The organism is Microbacterium sp. NPDC012755 (genome assembly GCF_042901325.1).
Classification (GTDB): Bacteria; Actinomycetota; Actinomycetes; order Actinomycetales; family Microbacteriaceae; genus Microbacterium; species Microbacterium natoriense.
In genome coordinates, this window is sequence record NZ_JBIBCT010000001.1 from 3,397,208 (window position 1) to 3,411,773 (window position 14,566).

Here is a 14,566-nt window from a genome sequence, read left to right on the forward strand (position 1 = left end):
GTTGTGGGTGATGTTCGTGTTCGCCACTGTGAGTTTGCTCGCGTGCTTTGCGCTCCACTGCCTGGGCCTGGCACGGCCCGCGCGGCAGATCGCACGATCGGGCATTCAGATCGACACGGAGGACGGTGCCGAGGATGCTGGCGTGGCGTGAGCTCCTTCGCTCCCTGGCGGTACTCCGCGACGAACTGACGGACTGGTCACCGACAGCGAACACATCTCACTCAGACCTCGTATCCGACGTCGACTCGCGTCCGACCATCAAGAGATCGAGTGCGCATCCGGCGAGGGTCACCCATCGAGGAGCGAAGGGACGATTGTGGATAGTGAGGGCCTCGTTGAAGCAGGTCTTCCGTCGAGCACATGCGGGGCCTTCCGCCGGTCGCCTAATGTGCGCAGCGAGGTCAGTGCATCTAGATGTTGCTGGCCAGGAGGTTGTTGACGTTCGTCGTCAGAATGTAGTTGCGCGGGTAGTGTGGAGCCGTGCATAGGCAGCAGCGATTTTGGGGCCCCCGGCCGGGTTATGGCCGCGGGGTCGACGACGCGCGCTCGTAGCGCATCAGGTCTCCGCAGGTACGGCCGGGGGAAGTTCTTCTCCTTCACTGACCTGCAACCCTTTCGGAGACCTCCACATGTCGCACGCCGACTATCTGACTTCTGACCAGCTCTGCCATGCGCTGACGCTGCGCGACCTCACTGACCCCGCTCAGGGCAGGCACGCCATACAGACTCTTCTCGCTTCCGTCGTGGGCGCGCTGCAACTTGAGTGGGATGCCTCCGTCCGCTACGTGCGTCAGTCTCCGGTCGTGCCCGTGCGTGAAAACTACGACCGTCTGGGTTACGACCAAGGCGATGTCACCCGAGCCCGTCGGTATACCCGGTACATCAGCCCCACCGTAATGCTCCGCAGTCACACGAGCGCCGAACTCCCGAGAGCCCTTGAAGAGTATGCGGGACGGCGCGATGTCGATGAGCTGATCGTGGCCTCGGGCCTCGTCTACCGCCGTGACGCCGTCGATCGCAGTCATGTGGGTGAACCCCACCAGGTGGACCTCTGGCGCATCCGCAGTACTCCGGACACAGGTGACGATGACATGCTCACGATGATCGGCCGATTGGTCGAGGCGGTGCTTCCGGGCGCTGAGTGGAAAACGACCGATGTCGCGCACCCCTACACGGTGGGCGGGCGACAGATCGACGTCCTCCACGAGGGCGAATGGCTCGAGCTTGCCGAGTGCGGACGCATCCACCCCGACGTGCTGCGCGGTTCAGGGCTCGACCCGCAACACTGGTCCGGCCTCGCTCTCGGCATGGGGCTGGAGCGGGCCCTGATGCTACGCAAAGGGATCCCCGATATCCGTTACCTTCGGGCGCAAGACCCACGCATCGCCGTGCAGATGCTCACGCTTGAACCGTGGCGGCACGTCTCGCTGCTGCCCGTGGCCCGACGCGACATCTCGGTGGTCGTGGCAGAGGACGAGGATGAGGAGACTCTCGGGGACCGTATCCGTATCGCCCTCGGCGACGATGCCGACGTCATCGAGTCGCTCGACGTTCTCAGCCGCACCATGCACGCGAAACTGCCCAAGGCAGCGCGCGCTCGGCTCGGCACTCAGGACGGTCAGGTCAACCTCCTGTTGCGGATCGTGCTCCGCCCCATCGACCGCACGCTGACCGCGGACCAGGCCAACACGATACGCAACGTCATATATCGGGCCGTCCATGAAGGACCGGTGCTGGAGCTGATCTGAGATCGTCATGACTACACGACTGCATGCCAATGCGCCGCTCTCACCCGAAGGTCGCCGCCGACTGATTGACCGCTGCCGAACCCGGCCCATCGCGCACGTCGCTGAGGAGATGGGCATCTCCCGCGCGACCGCCTCGAAATGGGTCAACCGGTACAAGCGGTTCGGCAACCTCGGCCTGCTGGATCGCTCATCCGCTCCGATCCGGCAGCCCACAGCGACCCCCGGCCAGCTCGTGACGCAGATCGAGGTGATGCGGCGCGAGCACGAATGGTCGGCGTCCCGCATCGCCTTCGAACTCAACCTCGTCGAGACGCCGGTCAGCAGGCGCACCGTTACCCGGCTACTCGCTCAACTGGGCCTGAACACACGAAGGTTCATCGATCCGAACGGTGAGACGAACCGGGAACCGCAACGCATCACGGCCAAACGCCCGGGCCACATGGTGCACCTCGACGTGAAGAAGGTCGGACGCATTCCGGACGGCGGCGGGTGGCGCGTACACGGCAAAGGCAGCGCGGAAGCCAAAGCCGTCGCCCGCACGAAGACTCGTGGAGCGAAGACCGGATACGTGTTCCTGCACTCGGCCATCGACGGATACTCGCGACTCGCATACACCGAGGCCCTTCCCGATGAGAAAGCCGTCACAGCCGTCGCGTTCCTCGGCCGCGCGAAAGCCTGGTTCGCATCCCACGGCATCACCCGAATCGAGCGGATCGTGACAGACAACGGCTCCTGCTACCGGGCCACCGCCTTTCGTGAAGCAGTCGACCCCAGCCGCCACCAGCGCACCGCGCCCTATACGCCACGACACAACGGCAAAGTCGAGCGATACAACCGGATTCTCGCCGAAGAGTTCCTCTACGCCCGCACCTGGAACTCAGAAGCCGAGCGCGCGTCCGCACTCAAAGTCTGGAACCAGCACTACAACTACCACCGACCCCACGGCGCGCACGACGGACAACCACCCGCATCCGCGACACCATCACCCGTCAGCAACGTCCTGGCCTCCTACAGCTAGAGGGTCACGCCCTCGGCGATTCGGCGCAGCATTGGCACATCGACCTCGCTGAGCGATGCAACATGATGGACCCCAGGTGGCAGGTTTTGTGCCCGATCACCGACAACGACGGTCACGCACCCCGCCGACACGGCCGACCACGCACCGACCAGCGAATCCTCGAGCACGACGCAGCGCGCGGCGGGAAGCCCCAATGCTGCCGCCCCGTCGAGATAGGGATCAGGGGCTGGTTTGGTGCGCACTGTGTCGTCGGCGGTCACCGTGGACTGAAACGCCGACAGATCGACGCTCTGCGCGAACCGCTCGACCCAATGCCGCGGCGAGGAGGTGACAAGGGCGAGCGGTACCGCGGCATCGACAAGGCCACGCAGTAGCTCGGGTGCGCCCGGTCGCCAGGTGACCGCACTGGCGTAGGCAGCGAGCGCGCGACGGTCGAGGTCGACCGCGATGTCAGCCAGGGTAACGGTGAGGGCGAGCCGCTCGCGCAGCAGGAATGCAGCCCTGTCGAGGTCGAGCCCCTCCGCCGCCGCGGCGAGGCCCGCCGCATCCGCCCCGTCGTGGTCGCGCGCAAACTGCTCCACCACCTGCATCCATGTGCCCTCAGTGTCGAGCAGCGTGCCATCCATGTCGCTGAGGACTCCCCAGTCAAGCGAGTGGTCGTGCGTCATACTCAGCCTCCGGTCGCGTCGATCTCGAACGGACCGCTGCACCAATAACGCGGGAACGAGAAAGACGCCGCCCAGCCCTCAGGCGAATGTCAGGTGAACACCAGGAGGCCGAAGAGCGAAACCCTGCGGACACGTGCGTGCAGGTGTACAGGTTGCCGAGGATCGGGCGAATCGCTGCCCGATGCCACGGATACGCTGACGGCGGCACGCCCGCACCTTCACGTGAGATGGTGCCACCGAGAGGAGTCATCGTCATGCATCGCTACCGAGAGATCGCGCGCGAACTCGCAACCCAGATCGCCGACGGCGCGTTCGACGCCACGGGGATGCTGCCACCGGAGGCGCAGCTCGCGATCGCCTTTGAGGTGTCGCGCGGCACCGTCCGCAATGCGCTGGTGCTCATGGCACGACAGGGGGCAGTCGCCCCTCGTCGCGGCTCCGGTTGGCTGGTGCGCACGACCGTGCAGAGCCAGCGTCTCTCGGAGATGCGCTCGTTCGCGCAGTGGGCGTGGAGCCGAGGCATGGAGCCGGGCGGGCGCGTCATCGCACAGCAGCGACGGGCAGCGACGGCGTCCGAGGCGCGATTGTTCCGGGCCGGTCACGGCATCGGAGAAGTGCTCGAAGTCGTACGCCTGCGACTGCTGAACGGGCGCGTCATGATGCTGGAGCGTACCGCCTATCCGTCTTGGATCGCTCCGCTTGTCGAAGATCTCGCGCCGGAGGAGCCGTCGGTCGTCGGTGCGTTGGAGGCCCGTGGTGTGCGTATGGTGCACGGTGAGCACTCGATCGATGCCATCGCCGCGCCCCGTGAGGATGCTCGTCTGCTCGACGTCCGGCGTTCCAGCCCGCTGCTGCGAGTGAAACGCGTCAGTTATGCCACCGACGGCCGCGCGATCGAGACGGGCGACGACCGCTACTTGGCCGATGCCATGTCGTTCCAGGTACAGGCATCGCTGCAGGGATTGTCGCTCACCCGGCAGACTGCCTGACCCCCCTGAGGCGCGACTCTGGACAGGTGTGCGTCGTGGGCCCCGGTATTCGGCCCGGTTCGACGTGTCGCCGCTCTTCGGACCGATCGCGTTCACCCCAGGGTCATCTTCTGGCTGTTCTGTCGCGTCGAGGAAGGACGTTCGAGCCTTCAGCCGGCGCCCATAAGGGTCGCCGTCCTCGTATCCGGAAGGAACACTGAAGTCATGTCTTTGTCCCCCGCATTTGGGATACGCCGACACCGGCGCATCCCGCTGCTCACGGCGCTCATCGCTACGGGAGCGCTCATCGCAGCGCCCCTGATGCTCGCCTCCCCCGCCGCCGCGGCCTCGGCATCCGAGATCGCCCTCACGAGCACCGAGATCTCCGTCGGCGGCACGATCGCTGTCGACTTCGCCACCGATCGCCCCACCAGTAAGAACTGGGTCGCGATCTACGCGGCGTCCACGCCGGAACCCTGCGACGCCTGCGGCATGGCCTGGGCCTATGCCCCCGGCGCGAGCGGATCGGTGCAGCTCCCCACGATCGACCGCGCAGGCAACCCGCTCCCCGCCGGAAGCTATAGGGTCGAGTACCTCTATAACGACGGGTACACACGTATCAGTCAGCCGAAGTCGTTCACGATCACCGGCGAGCCCGGTGGCGAGGATCCCTACGAGGGCCCGGATGTCGACCCGACGAAGCCCATCGACCTCTCGGTCGTGCAGCTCAACGTCTGGGGCAAAACGACCGACGCACAGATGCTCACAGAGATCGGCGCAGATCTAATCTTCGTCGAGGAGGCGCAGCACGCGGCTGCGGCCGTCGCCAAGGATCTCGGCTTCGACTACCACTCCACCGGCGACAGCGCTGGCGTGATCTCGCGCTACCCGATTGTCGATGCCGGCGTCGTCACGGTGCCGGGCACGCAGGGTGGCTGGATGAAGGCCATCGTGCAGGTGGGTGACACCCAGATCGCCGCGTACGGCGGGCACCTCGAGTACCGCTACTACGCCACCTACCTCCCCCGCGGATACGCAGGTGATGTGGCCGCCCCCGGCTTCCCGAGCGAGTGGAGCGGGTGGAGCAAGCTGAACGCCCCGGTCACAGATGTGCCGCAGATCCTCGCAGCCAACCAAGCCTCCAGCCGACCGGCTGCCGCAGCGGCGTTGACCGCCGACATGGCACAAGAGCGCGCAGCTGGACGACTCACGATGATGGGCGCCGACATGAACGAGCCATCGGCTCTGGACTGGACGGAAAGCACCGCGAACCTGTACGACCACAACGGCGTCGTCGCTCCCTGGCAGACGACGAGCATCCTGCGTGACGGCGGACTGGTCGACGCGTATCGTTCGATGTATCCGGACCCCGTGACCCACCCGGGCTTCACCTGGCCGGCAGACACCCCGAACGTCAGCGTCTCGGAACTCGCCTGGGCGCCAGAGGCCGACGAACGTGACCGCATCGACTACATCTTCTTCGCACCCGATGAGCGTCTGAGCCTGACCAGCACGCGGATCGTCGGCCCCATGGGCGACATCGTCCGCGGGGCTCGCGCCCTCCCGGTCTCGGATGAAGAGATCTTCACTCCCCAGACGCTGTGGACCAGCGATCACAAGGGCCTGCAGGCTGAGTTCGTGGTGTGCGGCGAGGTATGCCAGGCAACCCAGCAGCCGAACGAACTCGCAGTTGGCACGCCATCGATCACCGGCACCGCGAAGGTCGGTGCGACGGTGACCGCGGAGACTGGCGAATGGACTGCAGGGACGGCATTCACCTTCCAGTGGCTCGCCGATGGTGAGCCGATCGAGGGTGCCACCGCTGCGACCTTCACGATCCCTGTCGAGCTGGCCGGACGCGCACTGTCCGTGCGTGTCGGCGGAACACTTGACGGCTACACCCCGGCGAACGCAACCAGCGTCGCTGTGACCGTCGCCGATGACAAGCCGGTCGCGACTGACCCCGCCGTGACGATCGGCGAGAAGACGGTACCTGCGGGCGGAACCCTGCAGGTCATCGGTAGCGGATTCGCTGCCGGTGCGGAACTGCGTCTCGAGCTGCACTCCAAGCCTGTGACGCTCGGCACCGCCACGGCATCTGCGACGGGCGGGTTCTCCACCCTCGTCCGGATCCCGGCCTCAACCTCGGTCGGCGCGCACACGCTCGTTGTGGTACTCCCGGATGCAACGCAGCTGCGCGTCTCAGTCACCGTGACCGCCGCGCACGGTTCAGACGTCGATGATCTGGCACAAACGGGTGGCGAGCCCCTCGTGTCGGCTCTCTGGATTGCGCTGGCGGCGCTGGCACTCGGCGGCCTACTGCTCGTGCGTCGCCGGATGCGTCAGCACTAAGCACAGCAAAAGAGCGAAACGTGACCGTCCCGGTGAACCCCGGGACGGCCACGTTTCGTCCGCTGCGGGAGCGACTGTCCTACCGCCCCAAAGTCAGCCCCAAACCGCCAGCGCGCTGGTGCCGCCAGCTCGGACCGAAGCGGTGCTTCTTAGAGAATCAGGGCGAGAACAAGCCTCGCCAACGCGGCCTAGGCATGAGCATCGCGAACACCGGAATGAAGGCGTCGTTGTGTGCCCCGACAACGCCTCAATCCCGCAGGACTCGTGTGCGCAATTCGGCATCGGCCGCGTACTGCCCCTGAAAGCTGCCTCGCGATAAGGTGACCGGATGGTCATGACAGGCGGCGAGCGGAACACCGGGCTACTCGGGCTGGACATGAACGTGGGGTTCGCGCGAGCAGTCCTTGAGGGAGACGTCGATGGAGAGCTGTGGTCCTCGGCATCTGGTGGTGAGGCTGCGCACCATGTCGTGCATTCGTATGGGATGTCGCTGATCTGGGGTGAGCGAGTTGGCGATGCGTTCGATGAGATTGTGGAGCGGCTCTTGGACGGCTCATATCGCACCCGGGACGAGTGGCTTCAGATCGATCCCCGTTGGGCGCAACTCCCCTGGACGGAACGACTCGCCCAACCCGGCGGCATGCCTCCTTTGCGCGTTGAGTCCCGCCTCAACTTCACCTTTGACCCGGCGCTGTTCCGCGCTGCGACAAGCATCGGGGCACCAATCGGATGGTCGATCGTACCAGCGGAAGCCTCGGACTTCGATCGCCCAGGTTCGGTGGTTCCGTCGTACTTCTGGAGGGATCCTGCCCAGTTCCTCGCCCGCGGCGGAGGGTGGCGGGCCGAGAAGGACGGGTGCCGGGGCGCGTTGGTGTTCAGTTCGTTCCGCTTCGATGCCGAGCTCGAACTCGGAATCGAGACCGCACCCGAGTCGCGCGGGCAGGGTCTGGGCGCAGCCGTCGCTGCCTGGATGATCGAGGATCTCCTTACTCAAGGGATCTCACCGGTGTGGTCGTGTCGAGCCGGGAACACCGCATCCGCCCGACTGGCTGAGAAGCTCGGCTTCCGTATATCCAAACGCCTCCCCTACTACGGCCTCCCTACAGCGCAAACTGGTCAAGAGGACTCCCAATGAAGGGGATCTGGTACGAGCGGACCGGGCAGGCACGACAGGTGCTGCGACTCGGAGACCTCCCTGGTCCCGTTCCTGGCCCGGGCGAGGTGCTTGTCAAGCTCAGCGCTTCGGGTGTGAACCCGTCTGATGTGAAAGCCCGGGACGGCACTCGAGGGGGAAAGAGCGCGCTCCCCTTTCCGCTGGTCGTCCCGCACAGCGATGGTGCAGGTGTCGTTGTCGAGACGACTAGCGGAGCGGAAAGGTTCTCGCCCGGGGATCGCGTGTGGGTCGCGAATGGTCAATGGCGGCGCCCGATGGGGACCGCTGCTGAGTACATCGCGATCGACGAAAGTCTCGTCTTCCCCCTCCCTGAGACGGTGTCCTTCGAAGTCGGTGCGGCGCTCGGTATCCCCGTGCTGACCGCGTGCCATGCTGTCACGGGATTCGGTGACGTTGTCGGCCGCGTCGTCCTCGTCAGCGGCGGAGCCGGAACCGTGGGGCGGCTTGCGGTACAGTTCGCCAAGAACGCCGGAGCGTTCGTCGTCGCCTCCATACGAACGGTAGACGATGCCCAGGAGGCGCTCGATGCGGGGGCGGATCGTTGCGTGAGCTACCAGAGCCAGACCTTCGTCGATGACGTTCTGCAGGCGACGGGCGGACGTCGCATCGATCATGCGATCGAGGTGGAGTTCGGGAAGAACATCGCCTACCTCTCCAAACTACTCGCCGACCGCGCCACGATCGTCGCGTTCGGCTCCCAACGAACTCCCGAGCCGACTCTCCCCTTCTACGAACTTCTGTTCGCGGGAGTGCGCTTGGAGTTCCTTTTGGTCTACCTTCTGTCAAATCCGGAGCGCCACGCCGCCGCCGAGAAGATCAACACACTCCTCGCCTGCGGCGGACTTGACGTCAGAATCGATCGGAAGTTCCCACTCGCTGACTGCGCGTCTACCCACGAACTCGTCGAGACCGGATCCCGATCCGGAGCGGTGATCCTCCAGATCTCCTAAGGGCGTGTTGCTAGACGGGACGGACCCGCACGGCTCCCCTAAGAGTTGACTGCGCGTTGGTTCAGATCTCTGGCGCTCGGCGTTCTCTCCGTTTCGAGGCGTGACTATCAGACTGCAGACATGGTTCTCGGAGAGAACGAGATCCTCACCCCTGGACCTCAGCCCGCAGCGAGAAGAAATCTAGGGCGACTTCGCACGTACCTTGATCATCGAGGATGGAAGAGCGTTCCAAGACCCGAGCGAAACGTCCGTCGACGTCTATCGAGAGTAGGACGGGGAACGAACCCTTAGTCCATGCCATCGAGGATCAGTGCTTCGAACTCGGCCGCGATCTGCTCACATGTTTGAATCCGCACGTCGGGGCGCGATGCGAGCTCGCCTATGAATTCGTTCATGAGGATAACCCGCCCCGGTGTTCCGATCACTTCCGGGTGCCAGATAGTCGGAACTGTCAGGCCTTCCTCTGCCGCAGCATCAATCTCCTCCATCCAGCTCCGGAACACCGGCGCGTAGGGTGCGACACGATCAAGTCCTTCCGGGAAATCGGGAGCGCGGTGATAGGCGAAGGCGGCATAGTCGTCGAACATCGACTTGACGGGGATCTCCGTCAAGTCAGCACCAAGGCGTCGATAAGGACGGTCTCCGTTACGCATCGAACTCGAGTAGGTATAGCCGGCAGCGGCGACACGGGTAAGCGTTTCGGTCGTGAGGTCGCCGGACGGCGCCCGGAACCCTGATGCGGACGCCCCGACGATATCGGTGAATGTCTGCTGGCTCTTTCAAGCACCTCAGTCTGCGACTCCGGTTCGAGCGTGAAGAAGGTCTCCCGTGGCCAGCCAACTCCTGGCCCTCGGCCACGATCCTCCGGCAGAGGTTAGGCCACGTCCGGACCACCCAGGCTGGAGTGAAGAAGGTGGCTCGAACGTCATGTCCTGAGAACAGGTCGAGAACACGCGGCGCCCCACTGTATGGACCGGATGCGCCGAACATGAAGAACCCCGGCCTCATCCAGATTTCACCTGAGATAGGTGCGGTATCAGTTGGCCCGTCGAGATCGAACGCCAAGGCGACCTGCGCGGAAGGCTCCGCGCAGGTCTCCCTGCGCAGTGATCCGCTCAACCAGTGACCTCGTTGATCACCGGCTTGCGCAATCCATCCTGGATACCGAGGGCGCCGAGTCGCGTTCGATCACTAGCTTCCAACCGCTGCTGTTGCTTGGCACTCGCGCGGTCTTCATCTCACAACGGTCTCAACCCGCTCGCACCACGGGCTCTTGTGGTTGTGGCGACGCCGATGAGTCTCCGCAACGAGACCCGCTGCCTGTCGCCGCCCGGCTGCCAGGCGTGTTGATCAGGTCTCGATCAACACGCGTGCGCCGTCAGGCCAGAACGGATGTCACTGCGTCCACGGCTGATCGGCCCCGTGTACGACGACGAGGTGACCCATGTGGCGCCCCGGAGGGCGCCACATAAGTCACCTTTGGCGAGTCGGGGAGCTACTCCCGCCGCGTCATCGCGGTTCGACGACGGCGAACCAGGATGAAGACCAGCCCCGCAACGATGAGCAGCACTCCCGCGGCGATCGCCCCGTAGGCGATGTCCCCGCCGGTGATGGCGAGCGGCGGGTTGGTGGGCGGCGTCTCCGGCGGGGGCACCTCACCGCAGGCGGTGTCGACGACCGTTTCCCCGTCGACGACCAGTTCGGCCGTGTTGAGGTAGCCGGTACCGGTCTCGCCCTCCGTGAGGGTGCAGTCGCCTTGCGCCTTCGTGATAGTCGTCGCGACCGTTGCTTCGACGACGACCCGGTAGAGGTGCGTTTCGCCGCCACTGATCGGCTCGCCTGTGACCAAGGTGGTGTTGCCCACACCATCGAAGTCCTCAGCGATCGGGATGTCGCCCGGGTCCACGTTCGATGCTGTCACCGAATCGATGGTGATGCCCTTGCCGAGCTTCAGCACATCCTTCAGGTCGTAGCTGCCCACCGCCGTACCGGTGTTGGCGACGACGATCTCGTAGGTGATCCTCGCCTGGTTCTGAGCATCGGGCTCTGTCTGCTCCACGATGGTCTTGTCCATCGTGATGGCGACGTTGCGGTCGATGATCAGCCCCTGGTCCCAGTTCGGGTCTGCCGAATCGGGTGCCAGCGTGATCTCGGCGGTCTGACCCGTGACGACATCACCATCGGAATCGAGGGCGTCATCGGCGCCGGTGTCCTGCGACGTGAACGTGGTGTTCGTCGTCAGGGCGTTCGGGTCGAACGTCACCGTGTACGTGCCCGATGCGAGGTCGGTGAACGAGTACTTCCCGTCCGCGTCGGTCGTGGTGGTGAGGCTGACGGGGTTGCCGTCGAGGTCCTCTCCCACGAGGGACACGGGGAAGCCCGCGACGCCCGGCTCACCGGCTTCCTGGATGCCGTTGGCGTTGAGGTCTTCCCACACGAAGTCGCCGATCGACGACTCGATGATCCGAACCTCGCGCGATGCCGGACCGACAGGCTGCGTGACACCCTGAGCACGACCCGAGGTCGTGTTCTCGTAGATGTCGCCACCGTCGTTGTTGGCCGGCGTCATCACGATATCGATGACCATCTCGTCTGCCGGCGAGAATGCGCCTGCGCGCAAGAATCGCAGACCAGTGACATCCGCTTCGCTGGCCGGGCAATCTGCTGCCGTTCCATTGCCGGACACGACTCCGCCTCCGATGGCGTCACACCACACCGTCGCACCCGAGGCACCGTTGGACGCGTGGTCCGGGTCGGCGTTCAGGCTGGCCGGAGCACCAGCGGTGTAGAGCATCGTGATGCCCGTTCCCGCCGAGACCGTCGCCGAGGTGAAGGTGAGATCGCCCTGGAAGTCCGTCGTGCCGATGCCATTGGCCGGCAGCACGTCGATCACGTCGACATCAGAGACGTCGACCGGCGAGTCGATGTTCGCGAACTCCACGGTCCAGATCAGCGTCCGCGGCGTTGCAACGCCATCGGGGTTGATCTCGACCAGCGGACGCGTCGTCGACTTGTCGATCTTCACACCGGTCGGCAGCACCAGCTGGATCTGCGCTTCGTCATCGCGCACCGAGGCCGGCGACGGATCCTGCGGAGAGCTGATCAACGTCGTGTTGGTGTAGACGTCGTTGCGGGCGGTCTCGAGGATGTCGACCGTGTAGATGATCGGGTCGATCGCCGAGTTGACGAGCAGGTCGCCCAGATCCCACTTGATGTAGGTCTGACCGGCCGGGCAGGCGAGCTCAGAGTCGCCAGGAGCGCCGGACTGCACCAACACCGGGGTGATGGGGTCGCCGTTGGCGCGCACAGACGAGACGAACTGCTGGTACGGCGGCAGGCAATCCTCGACCACGGCCTGTGCGGTGACACCGGCCGGAACATCCGCCGACAGGGTTGGGTTCAGGCGGTAATCCACCTGCGAACCGGCCGTGTACTGGGGAACCGCCGTGTCGGTGAACTCACCGGTGGTTGGGTTCTTCACGAACTTGTTGATACGCGCGGTCACACCACCGATCGTGAGGCGGTCGCCCCAGCTCGACTCGTGTGTCTCGGGGACATACGTCGAGATGTCGTACGGCTTCGGATCGGTGATCACACCGTTCATATCGGTCAAGCCCTCAACCCACTTGCGCGAGCCCCAGTTGCCGATCGTATCGCCGAGGTCGCCGGCGTCATCGCGCACGGTCTGGCCGATCGCGAGGTTGACGGCGAAGGTATCGGCATTGCCGGTGTAGTCGGAGCTGAAGGAGACTCGCACCCGGTTGACGCCCGAGTAGAATCCCTCAGCGTCGAGCACGGCGCCGGGGACGGCGTCCGGGCTGTCGTACCAGGTGCCGGTCGTGCAGTCAGATCCTGCTCCCGGCCCGAACGGACCACTCGAGTACTCGATCTTCAGGTTGCGCAGGTCGGAAAGCGGCTGAGCGGTGCCGATGCCGTTGCGGAAGTACGAAATCCACGCTGCGTCTCCATTGGAGGGGCGAAGATTCGTCGCGTCGCTCGTGCCGGCGTAGTTGCCGGGAGTCAGGCCGAGCTGGGCGTCGTCCCAGACGTCGCAACCCACGTAGGTGCGTGAGAACTCCGTGCCCGACTGCGGCACGCCGTTCCAGGAGCCGAACTGCAGGTTGCTGAGCACGGGCTGTCCGGGCAGCACGACGGTGTTGCCGTCACGAGCCGTGCCGGATCCAGGAGGGCCCTCGTAGAGGAAGCCCTGCTGAATGCTGAACGGCCAGATAGGCGTGTTTCCGGGACGGCCGATGGGGCTAGAGAAGTACTTGTCGAAACCTTCACCTGCGCCACCCTCGGTGGCTCGCATGGAGAGCACGGCGGTGCGGTTGTTGTTCGCGATGACCTCGCCGGTGTTGGCGTTGCCCGCGATGTCCGTCATCACGACGTTCTCGTAGGTGTTCTCCGTCGGAAGGGTCTTCGTGACGCCGTCGGCCCCCACCACACCCAGGTCGCGGATCGCGTCGACCGGAATCTGTAGTTTGATCTCGTACGCGATGACGTATCCGGTGTCGGCGTCGATGGCCGCGCCTGTTCCGAAGATCGTCGTCGGAACGTGGTAGGCGGTGGTGTCTGCCCCGGTGATCGTGATGTTCACGGGCGTGCCGGTGCCGCCGGGCTGCTGGCAGTCGATAGCGCCGGAGTTGGTAACCCCGTACTGGCCACCGTTGCGGCTGTAGGGCAGACCCGCGTACATCGTCTGGACGTCACGGCACTCGCTGAGTCGGGGTGCGTATGCAGCTGTCGCCGCCGCTTCGGAGCCCGCAGTCGCGACCGCCTGAGCCCACGCAGTCGCACCGAAGAATGCTGCCGGAGTCAAGTTATCCGTCAGCGTGATCGGCGAGGCGAGTGATGTGATCCCCTTGCCGCCTGACGCGGTGTCGACCGTGAGCGGGTAGTAGATCGTGCGGCAGGATCGGCTGGTATCAAACTCGCACTCCTGCACGCCCGGGTCCTGGTTGTACGGGCCGGCATTCTCGGCGACCGCCGTCGCACGCTTCGAGACGTCGAAGTCAGCCTCGGCCGACACGGTGTGCGCGACCTCGTTCGAGACCGCGGGCGTCGTGACCTGGTCCGAGGTCGCGCTCGCGGTCACCGGGGTAAGCGCGGTGCCGTTCGGAACTTCGGGGCGCACCTTCGAGACGAACTCATAGTCGAGAGCGGTGCCCTGCGTCTGGTTGGCTACGACGCAGACCACAGTCTGGGTCGGCAGCGACTGATGCGACGTCGCGGTCACGGGGATCACCGGAGCGCCGATGCTCGCCGGTGTGACCGAAGAGCCCGTGAGGCAGAACGGCGGCAGCTGCACGAGTTCCTCACCCTGGGGCAGTGTGAAGGTGATCGCGGGGTTGGTCTGGTCTTCGCCCTCGTAACGGATGCTGGCCGTGTAGGTCACCGTGTCGTTCGTGCGCACGATGTCGTTGTCAGGACTGGAGTCGTTGCCCGGGGCGTCGTCCGCGTCGAACGCGGGCGTGCCGGTGGTCTGGGCGAGCGTAACGTTGAGCGTCCCGTCGCCGGGTGCCGCGAACGCGGGTGCTGCCCCGGCCAGTCCGACGACTGGTGCGACCAGGAGCGTCGCCACCATGGCCGGTAGCAGCGTGATGGCCCCGCGGCGCTTGGCGCGTGGTGTCGATGTCAACATGCGTCGCCTCGCACTTCAGCGACGTCGTCAAGTAGGCGTTTCAT

The 14,566-nt window shown here is 65.1% G+C and carries 10 protein-coding genes; 6 read left to right on the forward strand and 4 right to left on the reverse strand.

The features are described 5' to 3' along the window. Positions 1–629: 629 nt before the first annotated feature. Together ACFY5A_RS15925 and ACFY5A_RS15930 are read left to right on the forward strand one after the other, a co-directional pair. Entirely contained in the window at positions 630–1,748 is a 1,119-nt protein-coding gene (locus ACFY5A_RS15925; RefSeq protein WP_387235431.1) for a hypothetical protein, read from the forward strand. 7 nt (positions 1,749–1,755) lie between these two features. Beyond that, on the forward strand, positions 1,756–2,766 hold the full coding sequence (locus ACFY5A_RS15930; protein ID WP_387235434.1) for an IS481 family transposase: 1,011 nt from the start codon (positions 1,756–1,758) through the stop codon (positions 2,764–2,766). Here the strand turns inward: ACFY5A_RS15930 and ACFY5A_RS15935 are convergent. Further along, a complete protein-coding gene (locus ACFY5A_RS15935; protein WP_387235437.1) occupies positions 2,763–3,434 on the reverse strand; it encodes an HAD family hydrolase in 672 nt (223 codons plus the stop codon). The two genes, ACFY5A_RS15930 and ACFY5A_RS15935, sit on opposite strands and share 4 nt — an antisense overlap. A gap of 254 nt (positions 3,435–3,688) precedes the next feature. Between ACFY5A_RS15935 and ACFY5A_RS15940 the strand changes: the two genes are divergently transcribed. The 4 genes from ACFY5A_RS15940 (at position 3,689) to ACFY5A_RS15955 (ending at position 8,878) form a co-directional block, all read left to right on the forward strand. Beyond that, positions 3,689–4,423 carry a GntR family transcriptional regulator gene (locus ACFY5A_RS15940; RefSeq protein WP_387235440.1) on the forward strand — a complete coding sequence of 245 codons (735 nt, stop codon included), beginning with the start codon at positions 3,689–3,691 and terminating at the stop codon, positions 4,421–4,423. 204 nt (positions 4,424–4,627) lie between these two features. Continuing rightward, positions 4,628–6,754, forward strand: coding sequence for an endonuclease/exonuclease/phosphatase family protein (locus tag ACFY5A_RS15945; protein ID WP_387235443.1), 2,127 nt, complete (start codon positions 4,628–4,630; stop codon positions 6,752–6,754). A gap of 328 nt (positions 6,755–7,082) precedes the next feature. After that, on the forward strand, positions 7,083–7,889 hold the full coding sequence (locus tag ACFY5A_RS15950; RefSeq protein ID WP_387235446.1) for a GNAT family N-acetyltransferase: 807 nt from the start codon (positions 7,083–7,085) through the stop codon (positions 7,887–7,889). Further along, entirely contained in the window at positions 7,886–8,878 is a 993-nt protein-coding gene (locus ACFY5A_RS15955; protein ID WP_387235449.1) for an NADPH:quinone reductase, read from the forward strand. Before ACFY5A_RS15950 ends, ACFY5A_RS15955 begins: the two co-directional genes overlap by 4 nt. 287 nt (positions 8,879–9,165) lie before the next feature. Here ACFY5A_RS15955 and ACFY5A_RS15960 read toward each other — a convergent pair whose 3' ends face one another. The 3 genes from ACFY5A_RS15960 to ACFY5A_RS15970 form a co-directional block, all read right to left on the reverse strand. Continuing rightward, entirely contained in the window at positions 9,166–9,531 is a 366-nt protein-coding gene (locus tag ACFY5A_RS15960; RefSeq protein ID WP_387235452.1) for a hypothetical protein, read from the reverse strand. Then, positions 9,524–9,886 (reverse strand): polysaccharide deacetylase family protein, encoded by a 363-nt coding sequence (locus ACFY5A_RS15965; RefSeq protein WP_387235975.1) that lies wholly within the window; start codon positions 9,884–9,886, stop codon positions 9,524–9,526. The genes ACFY5A_RS15960 and ACFY5A_RS15965 overlap by 8 nt, the downstream gene beginning before the upstream one ends. Positions 9,887–10,373: 487 nt before the next feature. Beyond that, positions 10,374–14,522, reverse strand: coding sequence for an SdrD B-like domain-containing protein (locus ACFY5A_RS15970; RefSeq protein ID WP_387235455.1), 4,149 nt, complete (start codon positions 14,520–14,522; stop codon positions 10,374–10,376). Between the last annotated feature and the right edge of the window lie 44 nt (positions 14,523–14,566).

Excerpts from the sequence above, each read along its gene's own strand:
- ACFY5A_RS15925 (WP_387235431.1), top strand. The coding sequence starts at position 630 with ATGTCGCACGCCGACTATCTGACTTCTGACCAGCTCTGCCATGCGCTG.
- ACFY5A_RS15930 (WP_387235434.1), top strand. The coding sequence starts at position 1,756 with ATGACTACACGACTGCATGCCAATGCGCCGCTCTCACCCGAAGGTCGC.
- ACFY5A_RS15935 (WP_387235437.1), bottom strand. The coding sequence starts at position 3,434 with ATGACGCACGACCACTCGCTTGACTGGGGAGTCCTCAGCGACATGGAT.
- ACFY5A_RS15940 (WP_387235440.1), top strand. The coding sequence starts at position 3,689 with ATGCATCGCTACCGAGAGATCGCGCGCGAACTCGCAACCCAGATCGCC.
- ACFY5A_RS15945 (WP_387235443.1), top strand. The coding sequence starts at position 4,628 with ATGTCTTTGTCCCCCGCATTTGGGATACGCCGACACCGGCGCATCCCG.
- ACFY5A_RS15950 (WP_387235446.1), top strand. The coding sequence starts at position 7,083 with ATGGTCATGACAGGCGGCGAGCGGAACACCGGGCTACTCGGGCTGGAC.
- ACFY5A_RS15955 (WP_387235449.1), top strand. The coding sequence starts at position 7,886 with ATGAAGGGGATCTGGTACGAGCGGACCGGGCAGGCACGACAGGTGCTG.
- ACFY5A_RS15960 (WP_387235452.1), bottom strand. The coding sequence starts at position 9,531 with ATGCGTAACGGAGACCGTCCTTATCGACGCCTTGGTGCTGACTTGACG.
- ACFY5A_RS15965 (WP_387235975.1), bottom strand. The coding sequence starts at position 9,886 with ATGAGGCCGGGGTTCTTCATGTTCGGCGCATCCGGTCCATACAGTGGG.
- ACFY5A_RS15970 (WP_387235455.1), bottom strand. The coding sequence starts at position 14,522 with ATGTTGACATCGACACCACGCGCCAAGCGCCGCGGGGCCATCACGCTG.